Origin of the sequence: Streptomyces sp. NPDC002785, assembly GCF_040295565.1 — a bacterium.
GTDB lineage: Bacteria > Actinomycetota > Actinomycetes > Streptomycetales > Streptomycetaceae > Streptomyces.
On sequence record NZ_JBEOVN010000161.1, the window covers coordinates 1 to 17,647 of the forward strand.

Genomic DNA, 17,647 nt, shown 5'->3' on the forward strand with positions numbered 1-17,647 from the left:
GCAACTGCCCGGGCGGCCACAGGCCGCCCGGGGGCGGGGCGGCCAGCGGTCCGGGCTGATCCGGGGAGCCGGGTGCGTCATGGACCGGGGCGGCCCCCCATGGTGGTGACCGCTTCCGCCCCCGACCGGCAGCCTGCCTCGACGGCCGAGGCGTCGTCCGCCCCCGACAGGTGCGCCGCGAGGAAGCCGCCGGTGAACGCGTCGCCCGCGCCCGTCGAGTCCACGGCACCCCGCACCCGAACAGCCGGGATGTGCCGGGTCACCGAGCCCGCGACAGCCAGCAGGGCTCCGTCCTCGCCGAGCGTGACCACGACCCGGGGCACCTGAAAACTCAACTTGGCTGCGGCGTCCGGCGGTTCAGGCAGTCCGGTGAGAAGTCGGGCCTCGTCCGCGTTGGGCAGCAGCAGATCCGTGCCCTGCACGGCCGTCAGGAACCGGTCGACGCCCAGCTCGGCGAGGAAGCCGGCCGAAGCCGGGTCGACGCTCACCGCGATGTGCCGCCGCCGGGCTTCGCGCAGAGCGAGCAGGGCCGTAGCCCGGCTCGTCGCGGCGAAGAGGAGGTACCCGGAGAGATGGAGATGGGCGATGCCGTCGAGCATCGACGGTGACCAGTCGTCGGGGGAGAGGCGGAGCACAGCGCCGCTGTCGGTGAGGAAGGTGCGCTCGGCGGCGGAATCGACGAGGGCGACGACGGTGGCGGTCGGTACGTTGTCGTCCACGGCCAGCAGGCAACGTACCCCTGCTCGCTGCAGCGCGTCCCGGTGCCAGGCCGCACTGTCGGCGCCGACCCGGGCCAGCAGCCGTACGTCGGGACAGCCCCGACGCGCCGCCCAGCAGGCGACGTTGGCGCCCGCTCCGCCGGGGAGGGTGCGGATCCGGGCGGAGGTGTCCGTACCGTGGATCAGCGGCGTTCCGTGCCGGGCCACGACATCCGTGACCACGTCGCCGACGACGAGAAGGCCGCCATCGGTCATCGGCCTGCCGCCGGACGCCGGTGCGATGTCGTGTCCTGCGGGGTCGGGTGCGCTGCAGTGTCCTGTGCGTTTTGGTGTGCTGCAGTGTCCTGAGCGTTTCGGTGCACTGCTGTGTCCTGTGCGGCTGCGGCCCATGCGCCGGAGATCCGCGCGGCGAGCGATACATTTCCGCGTACGGCCGCCAGATTGGCCTCCAACGAAGCGCCCCCGGTTCCCCGCACCAGCTGGTCCAGCAGGAACGGTGTGACGGCCTGGCCCACGATGCCGCGCTCCCGGCATGCGGCAAGAGCCTCGGTGAGCACGCGGTCGTGGAGTGCGGGATCCAACTGGTCTTTCACGGAAACGGGGTTGGCGACGATCAGCGCGGAACCGGGGCCGCCGAGCGCGTCCTTGGCCCGCATCACCTCCGCGACCGCCTCGGGCGTCCGCACCGTCCAGTCGACCGGCTCGCCCGAGCTGTTCAGATAGAAGCCGGGGAAGCGGTCGGTGCCGTATCCGAGCACTGCGACGCCGAGCGTCTCCAGGCGCTGCAGGGTGGCGGGGATGTCCAGGATCGACTTCACCCCCGCACACACCACGGTGATGCCGGTCCGCGCGAGGAGCCGGAGGTCCGCGGACTCGTCCTGGGTTTCCGTCCACCCCCGGTGTACGCCGCCGAGGCCGCCGGTCGCGAAGACGCGCAGGCCCGCGTGTGCGGCCAGGAACGCCGTCGCGGACACGGTCGTCGCCCCGCTCGCACCCGCCGCCAGGGCCGGTGCGAGGTCCCGGTGTCCCAGCTTCCGTATCGACGGGTCCGCGGCGACCCGCTCCAACTGGGCCTTGTCCAGGCCGATGTGGGCCCGTCCGTCCAGAACGGCGATCGTGGCGGGCACGGCGCCCGCGGACCGTACGAGCCCTTCGAGTTCCTCGGCGACCTGCAGATTGCGGGGGCGTGGCAGACCGTGGGCGATGATCGTCGACTCCAGAGCCACGACGGGATGGTGTGAGGCGAGGGCCGCCTGCACCTCGGCGGAGAGGGCGGGGATGCAGGAGTGTGCGCTGTGCGACGCATTCAGTGGCATGTCCACATCCCTGTCGCGGGCGCATCGACCTCAAACGTGAGGCCGGGACACCGGCCGCATCACCCGTCCCCTCCGCATCACCCGTCCCCTCCGCATGTTCTCCCGGTCCTGGTGCCCGGTCGCCCCGAAGCGGTCGCTAGGGTGACTGGCCATGACCACACTTGATCAAGCTCCTGCCTCGTTTGCCGTGCACATTCCGGACGCCGAACTCGAACCGGAACCGCTCGACCCCGCACAGATCGTCTCGGGCGAGCCCGTGGTGACCGGCAAGGTGCTCTGGGAGTCGCCCGACGGCAAGCAGCTGCGCGGGATCTGGCAGATCACGCCGGGCGTGGTCACCGACACGGAGGCCAACGAACTGTTCGTGGTCGTCAGCGGGCGCGCGACCGTGGCCGTCGAGGGCGGGGCGACATTGGAGGTCGGGCCGGGTGACGCCTGCGTGCTGCGCGAGGGTGACCGAACGACGTGGACCGTGCACAAGACGTTGCGCAAGGCCTACCACATCAGCCTCTGAAACCTCAGAGGTCGGTGGTGGGCGCAGATGTGCCGGCTGCGCCGGGTGAGTCGGGCGCAACAGGTGCGGCCGGCCGGGCGAGCGCCCGGCGCAGCGCCAGTGCCGCCATCGGCAGCAACAGGCATGCTCCGGCCACGTTCAGCCAGCCGTAGCTCGCCCGGGCGACGATCACTCCGGCGATCACTCCGCCGATGCCCGCCGCCGTGTTCATGGTCAGGTCCGACAGACCCTGCACGGCGGCGCGGGCGGGCTGCGGTACGGAGTCGGTGAGCAGTGCCGAACCGGCGACCAGCCCGGCCGACCAGCCGAGCCCGAGCAAGAACAGGCCTGCCGCCGTCTGACCGTGGCTGGGGCCCGCGGTGCCGGCCAGTAGCGCGGCGCAGGAGAGCAGCCCGACCGCCAGACCGATCACGGCGAGCCGGCCGAGCCGGTCCGACAGCCAGCCCATCACCGGGGAGAACGCGTACATACCCGCGATGTGGCCGCTGATGACCAGGCCGATCAGCTGGAGTCCGGCGCCGTTATGGCCCAGATCGACCGGGGTCATCACCATGATCGAGACCATCGCGGTGTGCGAGACGGCCACTGTCACCAACGCCAGCCGCGCCATTGGGGACGCCCGGACCGCTGCGACACCGGCACGCAGTGAACGGCCTGCGGGGGACTCGTTGTCCTGCGGCGCAAGCGCCCGCGCGGTGAGCAGCGGGTCCGGCCGCAGCAGCATCCCGACCACCACGGCGGCCAACAGGAAGATCCCGGCTGCGAAGAAGAACGGGCCCGCCTTCTCCGATATCGCGGTGCCCCGGAAGACACGCCCCACCGGGGCCGCGATGTTCGGCCCCAGAACCGAACCGATCGTCGTGGCCCAGATGACGGTGGAGATCGCCCGGCCGCGCCGCTCGGGCTCGACCAGATCCGCGGCGGCGAACCGGGCCTGCAGATTGGCCGAGGAACCGGCACCGAACCCGGCCATGCCGAGCAGCAGCAGCGGGAAGCTCTCCACGACGGTGGCCAGCACCACGAGCCCCGCGCCGAGCGCACCGATCAGATACGCCAGTACGAGACCGGGGCGCCGACCGCGCGAGGTCATCAGCGCGGCCAGCGGCAGCGAGAGCAGCGCGGTACCCGTCACCGATGCGGTCGGAGCCAGGCCGGACAGCGCCTCGGAGCCGCTCACCTCCGTGGCCAGGACGGGGGCCAGGGCGATACCGATGGGCACACCGAGGCCGCCGAGTATCTGGCTGGCTATGAGCACCGCTGACGTTCTGCGCTGCAATCCGGGCAGTTCGGCCGCCGTTACCCGGCCGGCGGGGTGGCCGGGCCCGGTGGGGGTGTCAGGTGCATCGAGGGTGTTGGTCACTGACGCAGTGTGCCAGCCCGTACACAGGTACGAAAACGGGTTCGGGCCTGAGTGGCAGGGGCCACTCAAGGACCGCCGGCTCAGAACAGCGCCTGGGGCAGCACGCCCTCCAGAGCCAGCAGCTTCCGCTTCGTTTCGAGACCACCGCCGAACCCGCCGAGGCCGCCGTCGCTCTCCACCACCCGATGGCACGGCACCACCACCGGCAGCGGATTGGACCCCATGGCCGCCCCGACCGCCTGCGCCGCCCCCGGCTGCCCCACGCGCTCGGCGAGGTCCCCGTATCCGACGACCGCCCCGTACGGCACCCCGGCCGCCAGCTCGCGGAGCACCTGGCGGTTGAAGCCGGAGGTCAGCGACCAGTCCAGGTCGAGCGAGAACTCCCGCAACGGGCCCGCGAAATACGCCGCGAGCTGACGTATCGGCTCGGTGAGCCGCGCGGAGCCGGGACTCTCCACCGGCTCCGCGCCGAGCCGCGACCGCAACTGCCCGACCGCCTTCTCCCGCACCTCGGGACGGGCGTGGAAGACCACACTCACCAGTCCCACGTCGGTCGCGGCAAGCATCAGCGGGCCGATGTCGCTCTTGACGACGGCCCACTCGACAACCCCGTTGCTGTTCATGGGAACCACCGTACGGCCGGCCACTGACAACGAGCTGCGCAGACGGGGCGGCCGGGCTGTCAGCCCGTGGCCTCGCGCACCACATCGGGGGTGTTGGTGATGATCCCGTCGACGCCGAAGCCCGCCGTCTTCGCCGCGGTCGCCGCGTCGTTGACCGTCCAGGTATTGACCCGGAGCCTCTTGCCGTGTGCGCCCTTCAGCGCATGCACCGCCGTCACGTAGTCGGCGGAGATCGACGTGTACGAGGGGTTGATCTGGTCGGTGAACGCTGCGTACGAGGGCAGATCGGCCACCGCCGGGGTGCCGAGGAAGCCGGTCGTGACGTCCGGACGCTGCTGGTGCACCTTCTTCACGCTGTCCGCGCCGAAGCTCTGGACGACGAGCCTGTTCTTGACATGGTCGCGGTCGAGCCACCCCTTCTGGCTCAGCACCCGGAGGGTCTCCTTCTCGATGCCCGGGTAGGTCTCCGGGCTCTTGATCTCCAGCAGCAGCTTCTGGTGATTGCGCTCGATCCGGTCCAGGTACTGCTTGAGGGTGGGCACCCGGGTCCCGGCGAACTGCGGACCGAACCAGCTGCCCGCGTCCAGCCGGGCGATCTCGGCGGCCGTGAAGTCCTTGACCGCCCACGGCGCACGGTCCGGGAAGACCTCCTCGGCATTGGTGGTCCGCTTCAGATCGGTGTCGTGCACGACCACCAGCACACCGTCCTTGGTGAACTGGACATCGTTCTCCACCCAGTCGAAGCCGAGGGCGTCGGCCTTGTCGACGGCGGCCAGGGTGTTCTCCGGCGCATAGGCGGAAGCGCCCCGGTGTGCGAAGACGACCGGCGCGCCCGGCTTCGCATCCGCGGTCCGGGCGCTCGCGGTCCGGATGCCCGTGCCCGTGCCCGTGTTCGCGAGCCCGGCCGTGGCCGTGCCCCTGCCCGTGGTCTGCGTATCGGCGGTCGGCATCAGCAACGCGCCGGCACCCATGAGGGCGGTGGCAGCGACGGCGGCGGTTGCGGTGCGTGCGTACACGTGTACTCCTTGCGTCAGAGTTACGGACGGGCCGAGAGTGGCAGCTGCCCCCCAACGGGGGATAGGCGAAGGATGGCCACAACGTGAACGCCGCTGTTGAGACCAGGTCACGGGCCGAAATTCATGTCGATAAAATGCAGCTCTTCTGTTTGTCTGCCGGGCCTCGCGGCTTAGGGTCACCCCCAAACCCGGGCTTCCGCGAAGGGCGTACGAGCATGCAGGGCACGATCGACGGTTTCAGCTATGGAGCGGTGACGCCCGTCGCGGCCTTCCTGATGGCCTGCCTCGGCGCGGCCCTCGGGCTGCGGTGCACGACCCGTTCGCTGCGCACCGAGCGTTCCTTCAAGGCCGGCTGGCTGGCCCTCGGTGCGACTTCCATAGGGTCCGGCATCTGGACGATGCACTTCATCGCGATGATCGGCTTCTCCGTCGAAGGGGTGACCATCAGCTACGACAAGCCGATCACCTTCGCCAGCCTCGCCGTCGCGATCGGCATGGTCGCCATCGGCATCTTCATCGTCGGGTACCGGGGCGCGACCCGTATGGCAATGGTGACGGGCGGCACCATCACCGGGCTGGGCGTGGCCACCATGCACTATCTGGGTATGGCCGGTATGCGTCTTGAGGGCCAGTTCGAATACGACACGATCACTGTGGCCCTCTCCGTCGTCATAGCCGTGGTGGCTGCCACGACCGCACTCTGGGCGGCCGTCTCCATCCACGGCTTCCTGCCCAGTCTCGGAGCCAGCGTCGTGATGGGCGTCGCGGTGAGCGGCATGCACTACATGGGTATGGCCGCGCTGAGCGTTCATGTGCACCCCGGCGCCCTCGCCGACACCGCTTCGGCCGACGGTCGGACCGCCCCCCTCGTACCGCTGCTGATCGGACCCGGCTGCTTCCTCCTCCTTGCCGCGGTGGTCGTGATGTTCGACCCCCTGATGGTGATGGGCACCCCGGACTGGGACGACCCCACGGCCATGAACGGGGCCGGACGGCCCCCCGGAATCCCGGCCCAGCGGCAGATCCCGCGGTTCGGAACACATGCCGACCCGGCGTCGTTCCACTCCAGGCCGCGCGACCCCACGCCCCCCGGGGAATGGTGACCCCGGCCCGGCACGACGGCTGACCCGGCCCGGTTGTCAGTGGTGGGTCGTACGGTGGTTGCATGCGGCCCGTTTCGAAGATCGAACGTTCGGTGGCGCCTTTCGAGGTCGTCAGTCCCTACCAGCCCAGCGGCGACCAGCCCGCGGCCATCGCCGAGCTGGAGCGGCGCATCCGTGCGGATGAGAAGGACGTCGTCCTGCTCGGCGCGACCGGCACCGGCAAGTCGGCGACCACCGCCTGGATGATCGAGAAGCTGCAGCGCCCCACCCTCGTGATGGCGCCGAACAAAACGCTCGCGGCCCAGCTGGCGAACGAGTTCCGCGAGTTGCTGCCCAACAACGCCGTCGAGTACTTCGTCTCGTACTACGACTATTACCAGCCCGAGGCGTACGTCCCGCAGTCGGACACCTACATCGAGAAGGACTCCTCGATCAACGAGGAGGTCGAGCGGCTGCGCCACTCCGCGACGAATTCGCTGCTCACCCGACGCGACGTCATCGTGGTCGCCTCCGTCTCCTGCATCTACGGCCTCGGTACGCCCCAGGAGTACGTGGACCGGATGGTCCAGCTCAAGGTCGGCGACGAGATCGACCGCGACCAGCTGCTGCGCCGCTTCGTCGAGATCCAGTACAGCCGCAACGACCTCGCGTTCACCCGCGGCACCTTCCGGGTCCGCGGCGACACCATCGAGATCTTCCCGGTCTACGAGGAGCTCGCCGTCCGAATCGAGATGTTCGGCGACGAGATCGAGGCGCTCTCCACCCTCCACCCGCTCACCGGCGAGGTCATCAGCGAGGACCAGTCCCTCCATGTCTTCCCCGCCAGCCACTACGTCGCAGGCCCCGAGCGCATGGAGAAGGCGGTCAACGGCATCGAGCAGGAGCTGGAGCAGCGCCTCGCCGAGCTGGAGAAGCAGGGCAAGATGCTGGAGGCCCAGCGGCTGCGGATGCGCACCACGTACGACATCGAGATGCTCCGGCAGATCGGCACCTGCTCCGGCGTCGAGAACTACTCGATGCACTTCGACGGCCGCTCACCCGGCACCGCCCCCAACACCCTCCTCGACTACTTCCCCGAGGACTTCCTCCTCGTCCTCGACGAATCGCATGTCACCGTGCCGCAGATCGGCGCCATGTACGAGGGCGACGCCTCCCGCAAGCGGACCCTCGTCGACCACGGCTTCCGGCTCCCCTCCGCGCTCGACAACCGCCCGCTGAAGTGGGAGGAGTTCCTGAGCCGGATCAACCAGACCGTCTATCTCTCCGCCACACCCGGGAAGTACGAGCTCTCCAGGGGCGACGGCTTCGTGGAGCAGATCATCCGCCCGACCGGCCTCGTCGACCCGGAGGTGGTCGTCAAACCCACCGAGGGTCAGATCGACGACCTGGTGCACGAGATCCGCACGCGCGCCGGGAAGGACGAGCGGGTCCTGGTCACCACTCTCACCAAGAAGATGGCCGAGGACCTCACCGACTACTTCCTGGAGCTCGGTATCCAGGTCCGCTATCTGCACAGCGACGTCGACACCCTGCGCCGCATCGAGCTGCTGCGCGAGCTGCGCTCCGGTGAGTACGACGTACTGGTCGGCATCAACCTCCTGCGCGAGGGCCTCGACCTGCCCGAGGTGTCGCTCGTCGCCATCCTCGACGCGGACAAGCAGGGCTTCCTGCGCTCGGGGACGTCCCTGATCCAGACCATCGGGCGCGCCGCCCGTAACGTGTCGGGGCAGGTCCATATGTACGCGGACAAGATCACCCCGGCGATGGCGCAGGCCATCGACGAGACCAATCGTCGCCGCGAGAAGCAGATCGCCTACAACACCGAGCGCGGCCTCGACCCGCAGCCACTGCGCAAGAAGATCAACGACATCGTCGCAACGATCGCCCGCGAGGAGGTCGACACCGAGCAGCTGCTCGGCACCGGCTACCGCCAGACGAAGGGTGCCAAGGCCCCTGTGCCTACCCTGGGTGCCAAGGCAGCCGGCTCCAAGAAGGCCGGGGGCAGTGGCGCGGTGGTCACCGACCGGCCCGCCACCGAACTCGCCGGAATCATCGAGGAGATGACCGACCGGATGCGGGCAGCTGCCGCTGACCTGCAGTTCGAAGTGGCGGCCCGGCTGCGCGACGAGGTCGGTGAGTTGAAGAAGGAGCTGCGCCAGATGCGGGAGGCGGGTCTTGCCTGACCCGGTCGCACCTGGTGTGTTGCAGGACCGACACAAAATCACCTCAAGCGGCCGCATTCTCGACGCGACTGCGTAGGGTGCTGGAAAACCGCGCACGGACGGTTGCGGGGCAAGCGGAGAGGGGACAGCGCGTGACGGTCAATATGACCAAGGGTCAGGCCATCAGCCTGCAGAAGAGCGACGGGGGGACCCTGACCGCAGTACGGATGGGGCTCGGCTGGCAGGCGGCGCCACGCCGCGGTCTGTTCGGTTCACGTACGAGGGAGATCGACCTCGATGCTTCGGCGGTGCTGTTCGCCGACAAGCAGCCGGTCGACGTGGTCTTCTTCCGTCACCTCGTCAGTGATGACGGCTCGGTCAAGCACACCGGGGACAACCTGGTCGGCGGCGCCGGTTCGGGCGGCGACGACGAGGCGATCCTCGTCGATCTGCCGCGGGTGCCGGTCCACATCGACCAGATCGTCTTCACGGTGAACTCCTTCACCGGCCAGACGTTCCAGGAGGTGCAGAACGCCTTCTGTCGTATCGTCGACGAGACCAACGGCCAGGAGCTCGCCCGGTACACGCTGGACGGCGGCGGGCAGTACACGGCCCAGATCATGGCGAAGGTGCACCGTTCGGGGAACGGGTGGCAGATGACCGCCCTCGGCAACCCGGCCAACGGCCGCACCTTCCAGGACCTGATGCCGGCGATCCTGCCGCACCTGTAGGCACGGCCGGACCTGCCGGTCGATATCGGTACGCGCAGCTCCCGGAGGCATCGGCCGCCGGGAGCTGCACCACATGGTGCCGCACCGCGCGACACCACTCCGCATGGCACCGCACCACGCAGCAGCAACTCACCGAGGGGACAGGGCAATGACGGCCGAGCTGGTCCGGGGGCAGAACCACACCTTGCCCCAGACCCGTCTGGAGATCCGCGTATCGGCCGGCACGCCCGTCGTGGCCGGTGCCACGCTCGGCGACGAGAACGGCACCGTGCACGGCACCGAGTGGGTCGCTCACCCGGGATCGCCCCAGCTGCCCGGGCTCGAGGTGTCCGGACAGGCAGCCGCCGACCACCGGCTCGCCGTGGACCTCGATGCCCTGCCCGCTTCGGTGCACCGGGTCACCGTGTTGCTGGCCCTGCCCACGGGCGTCGGCGGCCCGGTCCGGTTCGGCGCGGTCGCCTCACCGTTCGTCGCCGTCACCGGGCTCGAAGGCAGCGAGATAGCCACCTTCACCCTCACCGGCCTGGACGCCGAGTCCGCGGTCACCGCCCTGGAGCTCTACCGCCGCCAGGGCGCCTGGAAGGTCCGCGCCGTCGGTCAGGGCTACGCGGGCGGCCTCGCCGACATGCTCGCCGACCAGGGCCTGACGCAGGCGGCCGAGCTGGCCCACACGATCCAGGACGCCGTCGCCCGCGCGATGGCCCGCTCGGTCGCGCCGCCCCCGCCGCGCCCCCCGGACGCCGACCGGGTCGGTCACGGCCCGAGCCCCGTACCGCCCTCGGACGGCCGCAGGCCCCCCGTCGCACCGCCGACGGCTGCCCAGCCCTCCGAGCCGCTCACCGAGCCCACCACCCCGCCGTCCGCGGCCACGACGGGCGGCCCCATCAATTACGCGCACCCGCGCCGCCGGTCATCCCCGCCCCCGCCGCCCCCTCCCACCGCACCGCCCGCCGAACCGGGCCGCCCCGCCCGGCCCGTCGCCGGAGACGCGACCGGCTGGTCCATGGAGGAGCGCCTCTACAACCAGATCTGGGGCATGTTCGAAGACCTGGCCCGCACCACCGCCGCGTACCGCAGCGCCGTCGACTTCGCCGAGTCCCGCATGGACCAGGAGCTCGACCGGACTCTGTCCGACCCGCGCAACCGGATCGGTGGCGCCGGCGACCGGGCCCGCGAACAGGCCCGCGCCAAGCGCGACGAGCTGACCGCCCGGGCCCGCGAGGTCCTCGATCGCGACCTTGCCCAGCTCGCCGCCGAGTCCGCCGTCGTGGAACCCGCACTCCCCGCCGCGTACGCGGGATGGGACAACCCCGTCTGGCACGCCTACCGAGTCCCGATGGAAATTCCCATGGCGCTGCGCATCGGCGACCTCCATCTGCCCGAGAGCCCCGACCTGCGAATCCCGCTACTGGTCCGGCTCCCTCTGGAGCGTGGGATCTGGGTCGACAGCGGCCGTACGGCCTCCGATGCCGCAAGACTGATGGACACCACCCAACTGCGCCGCCTGGCCGTGGAGAACGCGGTCGCGCACGCGGCCCGGCTGCTGGCCGTCTACCCGGCCGACGAGTTCTCCGTCCATGTCATCGACCCCGCGGGCTCGGCAGCCGGAGCGCTCGCCCCCTTGGTCGAATCCGGGGCCCTCGCCGGGCCGCCCGCCGCCGGAGCCGCGGGAGTGGCCTCGGTCCTCGCGCAGCTCACCCGGCGCGTCGACCTGGTGCAGATGGCGATCCGGGCCGGCGCCGCCGATTCGCTTCCGCCGGACCTCGACACGGGTGAGCAAATGCTGATCGTCAATGACTTCCCGCATGGCTTCGACGACCGGGCCGTCACACAGCTGCGCTACCTCGCCGACGAGGGGCCTTCGGTCGGCGTCCATCTGCTGATGGTCGCGGACCGGGAGGACGCCTCCGCGTACGGGCCGGTGCTCGCCCCGCTGTGGCGCTCGCTGCTCCGCATCACCCCGGTCGCCGACGACCACCTGGCCGACCCCTGGGTGGGCCACGCCTGGACGTACGAGCCGCTGAGGATGCCGCCCGGCAGCCGGGTGCTTGAGCAGGCGCTTGCCAGGGTGGCTGCGGCCCGCCACCCCCGGCGCCCCTGAGCGGCAACAACTACGTATCAACACCCCTGACCTGCGTCTTTGGGGAATTTTTACCTTTCTCTTTACCTTTCCTTGGTGTTCCCTGTACTGTTCTTTGGGCGGAGGGGAGTACTCCCATATGCGGCGTGCCCGTCAGTACGGACTGTGACCGGTCCCGGGGCGCCGGCCCGTGGTGCGCAGCCCGTGCGCCCGGGTGGAAGAGACCTCCGGCAGCGACGACGCTGATCAGTAGCCGTAGCGAACTGCCGGAGGCGCAGTGGACGTTTCATGGACCCTCTGGGTGCTGACCATTCTTGGTCTGTCAGCCCTTATTGCCGTCGACTTCTTGATCGGGCGCAGACCCCATGACGTGACGACCAAGGAAGCCGGAATCTGGACGGTCATCTGGATCGCGCTGGCAGCGCTCTTCGGACTCGGCCTGCTGGTCTTCGGCGAGAGCCAGGCGTCGGGTGAGTTCTTCGCCGGCTTCATCACCGAGAAGTCGCTCAGCGTCGACAACCTCTTCGTCTTCGTCCTGATCATGGCGAAGTTCTCGGTCCCCTCCCACCTCCAGCAACGGGTGCTGCTCGTCGGTGTGCTGATCGCGCTGGTGCTGCGAGCGATCTTCATCGCTGCCGGTGCCGCCGTCATCGCCAACTTCGCATGGGTCTTCTACATCTTCGGCGCGTTCCTGATCTTCACCGCCTGGAAGCTCATCAAGGAGGCGCGGGCCGACGAGGAAGAGGAGGAGTTCGAGGAGAACCGACTCCTCAAGACGATCGAGCGCCGCTTCGGGGTCGCCGACCGGTACCACGGCACCAAGCTCTTCATCCGTAACAACGGCAAGCGCGTCCTGACGCCGCTGATGGTCGTCATGCTCGCCATCGGCACCACCGACGTGCTGTTCGCCCTGGACTCCATCCCCGCGATCTTCGGCCTGACCCAGGACCCGTACATCGTCTTCACCGCCAACGCCTTCGCCCTGATGGGGCTGCGGCAGCTGTACTTCCTGATCGGTGGTCTGCTGAAGAAGCTGGTCCACCTCAGTTACGGCCTCTCGGCCATCCTCGGCTTCATCGGCGTGAAGCTGGTGCTGCACGCACTGCACGAGTCGGGAGTGCACGTCCCCGAGATCTCCATCCCGGTCTCGCTCGGCGTCATCGGCGGCGTGCTGGTGATCACCACGATAACCAGCCTTATTGCCAACAAGAAGCAGGAGCAGGCCGAGGCGGCCGCGGAAGCGGGCGAGGGGGCGGACAAGGGTTCCAGCATCGACGCCTGACCCTGGCCGACGGCCGGGCGGCCGTCCGGCCGGGCAGGGACCGGCACCGGCCGGGGTGCGCAACTGTCCGTTGCCCGCCCCGGCCGGTGTTTGTACGGGTGGAGAGTGCCCCCGCGGCTGCCGTCACCAGCCGCGGGCGCGCCACTGCGGCAGCTGCGGACGCTCGTTGCCGAGCGTGGTGTCGTGACCGTGGCCGGGATAGACCCAGGTCTCGTCGGGCAGCTGGTCGAAGAGCTTGGTCTCCACATCGTGGAGCAGGCTCGCGAAGGCCTCGGGATCCTTGTGCGTATTGCCGACCCCGCCAGGGAAGAGGCAGTCCCCGGTGAACAGATGCGGGGCGCCGTGCGGGTCGTCGTAGACGAGCGCGATGGAGCCGGGGGTGTGACCGGCGAGGTGACGGGCGGTCAGGGCGACCCGGCCCACCTGGATCGTGCCGTTGTCGTCGACCAGGACGTCGGTCGGGACCGGGATGCCCTCGGCGTCGTACCGCCCGGCGTACGTACGTGCGCCGGTGGCCGCCACCACCTCGCCGAGCGCCTGCCAGTGGTCGCCGTGCCTGTGGGTGGTGACGACGGAGGCGATGCCGTCGTCACCGATCAGCTGCAGCAGGGTCCCGGGCTCGTTGGCCGCGTCGATCAGGAGCTGCTCGCCGGTGGCCCGGCAGCGCAGCAGGTAGGCGTTGTTGTTCATCGGGCCGACGGCGACCTTGGAGATCATCAGATCCGTCAACTCGTGTACATCCGCACGTCCGCCGACCTTGACCGTTCCGCTGTACGTCATACGTCTCAGCCTATAGCGGGGGCAGTGCGGGAAGGGGGCCGCCTTCGACGGTCAGTGCCGAGCCGTCGCGGCGCCCGCAGAGCCAGCCGAGCAGCTCGGGGGCCGTACCGCGGACCGTGACAGGGCCGCCTTCCGCGCCGCCGCCCGTCGTCCGGATCCGGCCCTTGCCGTCGGTCACACCCGTGGACACGACATCGGGGTGTCCGTCGAACCGCTCGGCGAGGAAGTCGATCTCCCGGGTGACGAACTCGTCCGGCAGATCCTCCAGCTCGTAGCCGATGCCCAGGTCGACATGGTGCAGCTCGACCTCGATGCGGCGGCGGAAAGGGATCCGGGAGGCCGAGTCGGTCACACCGTTGCGCATCGTGACCGTGCGGGACCAGTCGGCCGGGGCCGAGGCGGCGTCCACGAAGCGGGCCGCGCTCTCGACCAGGTCGGCCAGCTGCTCGGCCTTCGACCGGGGTGCGTCGCGCTCGATGTCGCGGTCGCGGGTTTCGCTGTCTGCGTACATGGGCCGGCCCTGGAGAACATTTACGAGCGCGTCGGCGTTACGAGAGAGGTGCGCAACGACATGGCCGCGGCTCCAGCCCGGCAATCGCGACGGCTCGGCGAGTGCGGCGTCATCCAATTTCTCGGTGGCGCTGAGCAGTCGATCGGTCGCTTCACGTACGGCGTCCAGGTCGTGCGCGTGATCAATCATGCGGCTGAGCCTAGCCTCGCCACTCATTCGGGTGAAGGAGTCCGCGGCCGTCCGTAAATCGAATGCGCGTGCTATACGCTCGGAGTCGAAAGCTTCGTACATCGCTGTGGCGCCCCCCATACCCTGGGACAGGGGCTCAGTTCCCCCATTTCTCTCAAGAAAGGTGCGGACCGGCGTGGCCGACCGTCTCATCGTCCGTGGCGCTCGCGAGCACAACCTCAAGAACGTCTCGCTCGACCTCCCCCGCGACTCCCTCATCGTCTTCACCGGGCTTTCCGGGTCGGGCAAGTCGTCTCTCGCGTTCGACACGATTTTCGCCGAGGGGCAGCGACGTTACGTGGAGTCCCTCTCCTCGTACGCCCGCCAGTTCCTCGGCCAGATGGACAAGCCGGACGTCGACTTCATCGAGGGCCTCTCGCCCGCCGTCTCCATCGACCAGAAGTCGACCTCGCGCAACCCGCGCTCGACGGTCGGCACCATCACCGAGGTCTACGACTACCTCCGGCTGCTCTTCGCCCGGATCGGCAAGCCGCACTGCCCCGAGTGCGGCCGGCCCATCTCGCGCCAGTCGCCGCAGGCCATCGTCGACAAGGTGCTCGGTCTTCCCGAGGGCAGCCGCTTCCAGGTGCTCTCGCCACTGGTGCGTGAGCGCAAGGGCGAGTTCGTCGATCTCTTCGCCGATCTGCAGACCAAGGGCTACAGCAGGGCCCGGGTCGACGGCGAGACCATCCACCTCTCCGAGCCGCCCAAGCTGAAGAAGCAGGAGAAGCACACCATCGAGGTGGTCATCGACCGTCTCACGGTGAAGGACGGTGCCAAGCGCCGGCTGACCGACTCGGTCGAGACCGCGCTCGGGCTCTCCGGCGGCATGGTCGTGCTCGACTTCGTCGACCTCCCCGAGGACGACCCCGAGCGTGAGCGGATGTACTCCGAGCACCTCTACTGCCCGTACGACGACCTCTCCTTCGAGGAGCTGGAGCCGCGCTCTTTCTCCTTCAACTCGCCCTTCGGCGCCTGCCCCGACTGCACAGGTATCGGTACGCGCATGGAGGTCGACCCCGAGCTGATCGTCCCCGACGAGGAGAGGTCGCTCGACGCGGGCGCGATCCACCCCTGGTCGCACGGCCACACCAAGGAGTACTTCGGCCGGCTGATCGGCGCCCTCGCCGAGGCCCTCGGATTCCGTACGGACATCCCGTGGGCCGGGCTGCCGCAGCGCGCCAAGAAGGCCCTGCTCTTCGGCCACAAGATCCAGACCGAGGTCCGCTACCGCAACCGCTACGGGCGCGAGCGCGCCTACACCACCCCTGCTTTCGAGGGCGCGGTGCAGTTCGTCAAGCGGCGGCACTCCGAGGCCGAGAGCGACTCCAGCCGGGAGCGCTTCGAGGGCTATATGCGAGAGGTGCCCTGCCCGACCTGCGAGGGCACCAGGCTGAAGCCGATCGTCCTGGCGGTGACGGTGATGGAGAAGTCCATCGCCCAGGTCTCCGCGATGTCGATCAGCGAGTGCGCCGAATTCCTCGGCCGGATGAAGCTGAACGCCCGCGACAAGAAGATCGCCGAACGGGTGCTGAAGGAGGTCAACGAACGGCTGAGGTTCCTGGTCGACGTCGGCCTCGACTACCTCTCGCTGAACCGCGCGGCAGGCACCCTGTCCGGCGGCGAGGCCCAGCGCATCCGGCTGGCCACACAGATCGGCTCCGGCCTGGTCGGCGTGCTGTACGTACTGGACGAGCCGTCCATCGGCCTGCACCAGCGGGACAACCACCGGCTGATCGAGACCCTGGTCCGGCTCCGCGACATGGGCAACACGCTCATCGTCGTCGAGCACGACGAGGACACCATCAAGGTCGCCGACTGGGTCGTCGACATCGGCCCCGGCGCCGGTGAGCACGGCGGCAAGGTGGTCCACTCCGGATCGCTCAACGAGCTGCTGGGCAACGGCGAATCGATCACCGGCCAGTACCTGACCGGCAAGAAGTCGATCGCGATGCCCGACATCCGGCGCCCCGTCGACCCGACGCGCAGACTCACGGTGCACGGCGCCCGGGAGAACAACCTCCAGGACATCGACGTCTCCTTCCCGCTCGGCGTGCTCACGGCCGTCACGGGTGTCTCGGGCTCCGGAAAGTCGACGCTGGTCAACGACATCCTCTACACGCACCTGGCACGCGAGCTGAACGGCGCCAAGTCGGTCCCCGGCCGCCACACCCGGGTCGACGGGGACGACCAGGTCGACAAGGTCGTGCACGTCGACCAGTCACCCATCGGCCGCACGCCCCGCTCCAACCCGGCCACATACACCGGCGTCTTCGACCATGTCCGCAAGCTGTTCGCGGAGACGATGGAGGCGAAGGTGCGCGGCTATCTGCCGGGCCGCTTCTCCTTCAACGTCAAGGGCGGCCGCTGCGAGAACTGCTCCGGCGACGGCACCATCAAGATCGAGATGAACTTCCTGCCGGATGTGTACGTACCGTGCGAGGTCTGCCATGGAGCGCGCTACAACCGGGAAACCCTGGAGGTCCACTACAAGGGCAAGTCCATCGCCGAGGTGCTGGACATGCCGATCGAGGAGGGTCTGGAGTTCTTCGAGGCCGTCCCGACGATCGCCCGCCACCTCCGCACGCTCCATGAGGTAGGCCTCGGATACGTCAGGCTCGGGCAGTCCGCGCCGACGCTCTCCGGCGGCGAGGCGCAGCGTGTGAAGCTCGCGAGCGAGCTGCAGAAGCGCTCCACCGGCCGCACGGTCTACGTCCTGGACGAGCCGACCACGGGTCTGCACTTCGAGGACATCAGCAAGCTCATCAAGGTGCTGTCCGGGCTGGTCGACAAGGGCAACTCGGTGATCGTCATCGAGCACAACCTCGATGTCATCAAGACCGCGGACTGGGTCATCGACATGGGCCCCGAAGGGGGCAACGGCGGCGGTCTGGTCGTCGCCGAGGGAACCCCGGAGCAGGTCGCCGGGGTTCCGACCAGCCACACCGGCAAGTTCCTCCAGGGCATCCTGGACCCGGACCGGGTGAGCGAAGCCTCGGTGCCCGCGGCCCGAAAGCCCGTGCGGAAGGTGGCCGCGAAGAAGGCGGTCGCCGCGAAGTCGGCCCCGGTCAGGAAGACAGCCACCGCCAGGACGAGTGCGGGCCAGGCCGCCAAGTCCGCCACGGCCAGGACCGCCAAGACCGCTGAGGCGAAGCAGCCCGCGGCGAAGAAGGCAGCCCGCGCGCGCAGGGCCTGACGGCCCCGCGCCCGAGTGGCGGCCCC

The 17,647-nt window shown here is 69.4% G+C and carries 14 protein-coding genes; 7 read left to right on the plus strand and 7 right to left on the minus strand.

What is annotated here, in order from left to right:
• Positions 1-77: 77 nt before the first annotated feature.
• Positions 78-974, minus strand: coding sequence for a carbohydrate kinase family protein (locus ABTZ94_RS28465; protein ID WP_351204819.1), 897 nt, complete (start codon positions 972-974; stop codon positions 78-80).
• A complete protein-coding gene (locus tag ABTZ94_RS28470; RefSeq protein ID WP_351204821.1) occupies positions 971-2,035 on the minus strand; it encodes a pseudouridine-5'-phosphate glycosidase in 1,065 nt (354 codons plus the stop codon). Before ABTZ94_RS28470 ends, ABTZ94_RS28465 begins: the two co-directional genes overlap by 4 nt.
• Before the next feature lie 151 nt (positions 2,036-2,186).
• On the opposite strand from ABTZ94_RS28470, the gene ABTZ94_RS28475 reads away from it, so the two are divergent.
• Positions 2,187-2,549 (plus strand): cupin domain-containing protein, encoded by a 363-nt coding sequence (locus ABTZ94_RS28475; protein WP_351204823.1) that lies wholly within the window; start codon positions 2,187-2,189, stop codon positions 2,547-2,549.
• A 4-nt stretch (positions 2,550-2,553) separates the two neighbouring features.
• Here ABTZ94_RS28475 and ABTZ94_RS28480 read toward each other — a convergent pair whose 3' ends face one another.
• The 3 genes from ABTZ94_RS28480 to ABTZ94_RS28490 all read right to left on the minus strand — a co-directional run bounded on the left by ABTZ94_RS28480 (position 2,554) and on the right by ABTZ94_RS28490 (position 5,548).
• Positions 2,554-3,909 (minus strand): MFS transporter, encoded by a 1,356-nt coding sequence (locus ABTZ94_RS28480; RefSeq protein WP_351204825.1) that lies wholly within the window; start codon positions 3,907-3,909, stop codon positions 2,554-2,556.
• An 80-nt stretch (positions 3,910-3,989) separates the two neighbouring features.
• Positions 3,990-4,532, minus strand: a complete 543-nt coding sequence (locus ABTZ94_RS28485; RefSeq protein WP_351204827.1) for a methylated-DNA--[protein]-cysteine S-methyltransferase — start codon at positions 4,530-4,532, stop codon at positions 3,990-3,992.
• 59 nt (positions 4,533-4,591) lie between these two features.
• The gene (locus ABTZ94_RS28490) at positions 4,592-5,548 is read right to left on the minus strand and encodes a glycerophosphodiester phosphodiesterase (protein WP_351204829.1); all 957 of its coding nucleotides are present in this window, start codon (positions 5,546-5,548) and stop codon (positions 4,592-4,594) included.
• A gap of 215 nt (positions 5,549-5,763) precedes the next feature.
• Here ABTZ94_RS28490 and ABTZ94_RS28495 point away from each other — a divergent pair, with 215 nt between their 5' ends.
• From ABTZ94_RS28495 to ABTZ94_RS28515, 5 genes are all read left to right on the plus strand, one after another.
• Entirely contained in the window at positions 5,764-6,651 is an 888-nt protein-coding gene (locus ABTZ94_RS28495) for an MHYT domain-containing protein (RefSeq protein WP_351204831.1), read from the plus strand.
• A 62-nt stretch (positions 6,652-6,713) separates the two neighbouring features.
• On the plus strand, positions 6,714-8,834 hold the full coding sequence (gene uvrB / locus ABTZ94_RS28500; RefSeq protein WP_351204833.1) for an excinuclease ABC subunit UvrB: 2,121 nt from the start codon (positions 6,714-6,716) through the stop codon (positions 8,832-8,834).
• A gap of 131 nt (positions 8,835-8,965) precedes the next feature.
• Positions 8,966-9,544 (plus strand): TerD family protein, encoded by a 579-nt coding sequence (locus ABTZ94_RS28505; protein ID WP_351204834.1) that lies wholly within the window; start codon positions 8,966-8,968, stop codon positions 9,542-9,544.
• A 148-nt stretch (positions 9,545-9,692) separates the two neighbouring features.
• Positions 9,693-11,645 (plus strand): TerD family protein, encoded by a 1,953-nt coding sequence (locus tag ABTZ94_RS28510; RefSeq protein WP_351204836.1) that lies wholly within the window; start codon positions 9,693-9,695, stop codon positions 11,643-11,645.
• A 256-nt stretch (positions 11,646-11,901) separates the two neighbouring features.
• Complete coding sequence (locus ABTZ94_RS28515) at positions 11,902-12,906, plus strand: TerC family protein (protein WP_351204838.1); 1,005 nt, start codon at positions 11,902-11,904, stop codon at positions 12,904-12,906.
• Positions 12,907-13,029: 123 nt separating this feature from the next.
• Here the strand turns inward: ABTZ94_RS28515 and ABTZ94_RS28520 are convergent, their stop codons facing one another.
• Together ABTZ94_RS28520 and ABTZ94_RS28525 are read right to left on the minus strand one after the other, a co-directional pair.
• Positions 13,030-13,686, minus strand: coding sequence for an MBL fold metallo-hydrolase (locus tag ABTZ94_RS28520; RefSeq protein ID WP_351204840.1), 657 nt, complete (start codon positions 13,684-13,686; stop codon positions 13,030-13,032).
• Between the two features lie 10 nt (positions 13,687-13,696).
• Positions 13,697-14,386, minus strand: a complete 690-nt coding sequence (locus tag ABTZ94_RS28525) for a maleylpyruvate isomerase family mycothiol-dependent enzyme (protein ID WP_351204842.1) — start codon at positions 14,384-14,386, stop codon at positions 13,697-13,699.
• Between the two features lie 175 nt (positions 14,387-14,561).
• Here ABTZ94_RS28525 and uvrA point away from each other — a divergent pair, with 175 nt between their 5' ends.
• A complete protein-coding gene (gene uvrA, locus ABTZ94_RS28530) occupies positions 14,562-17,621 on the plus strand; it encodes an excinuclease ABC subunit UvrA (protein WP_351204844.1) in 3,060 nt (1,019 codons plus the stop codon).
• Positions 17,622-17,647: the final 26 nt, after the last annotated feature.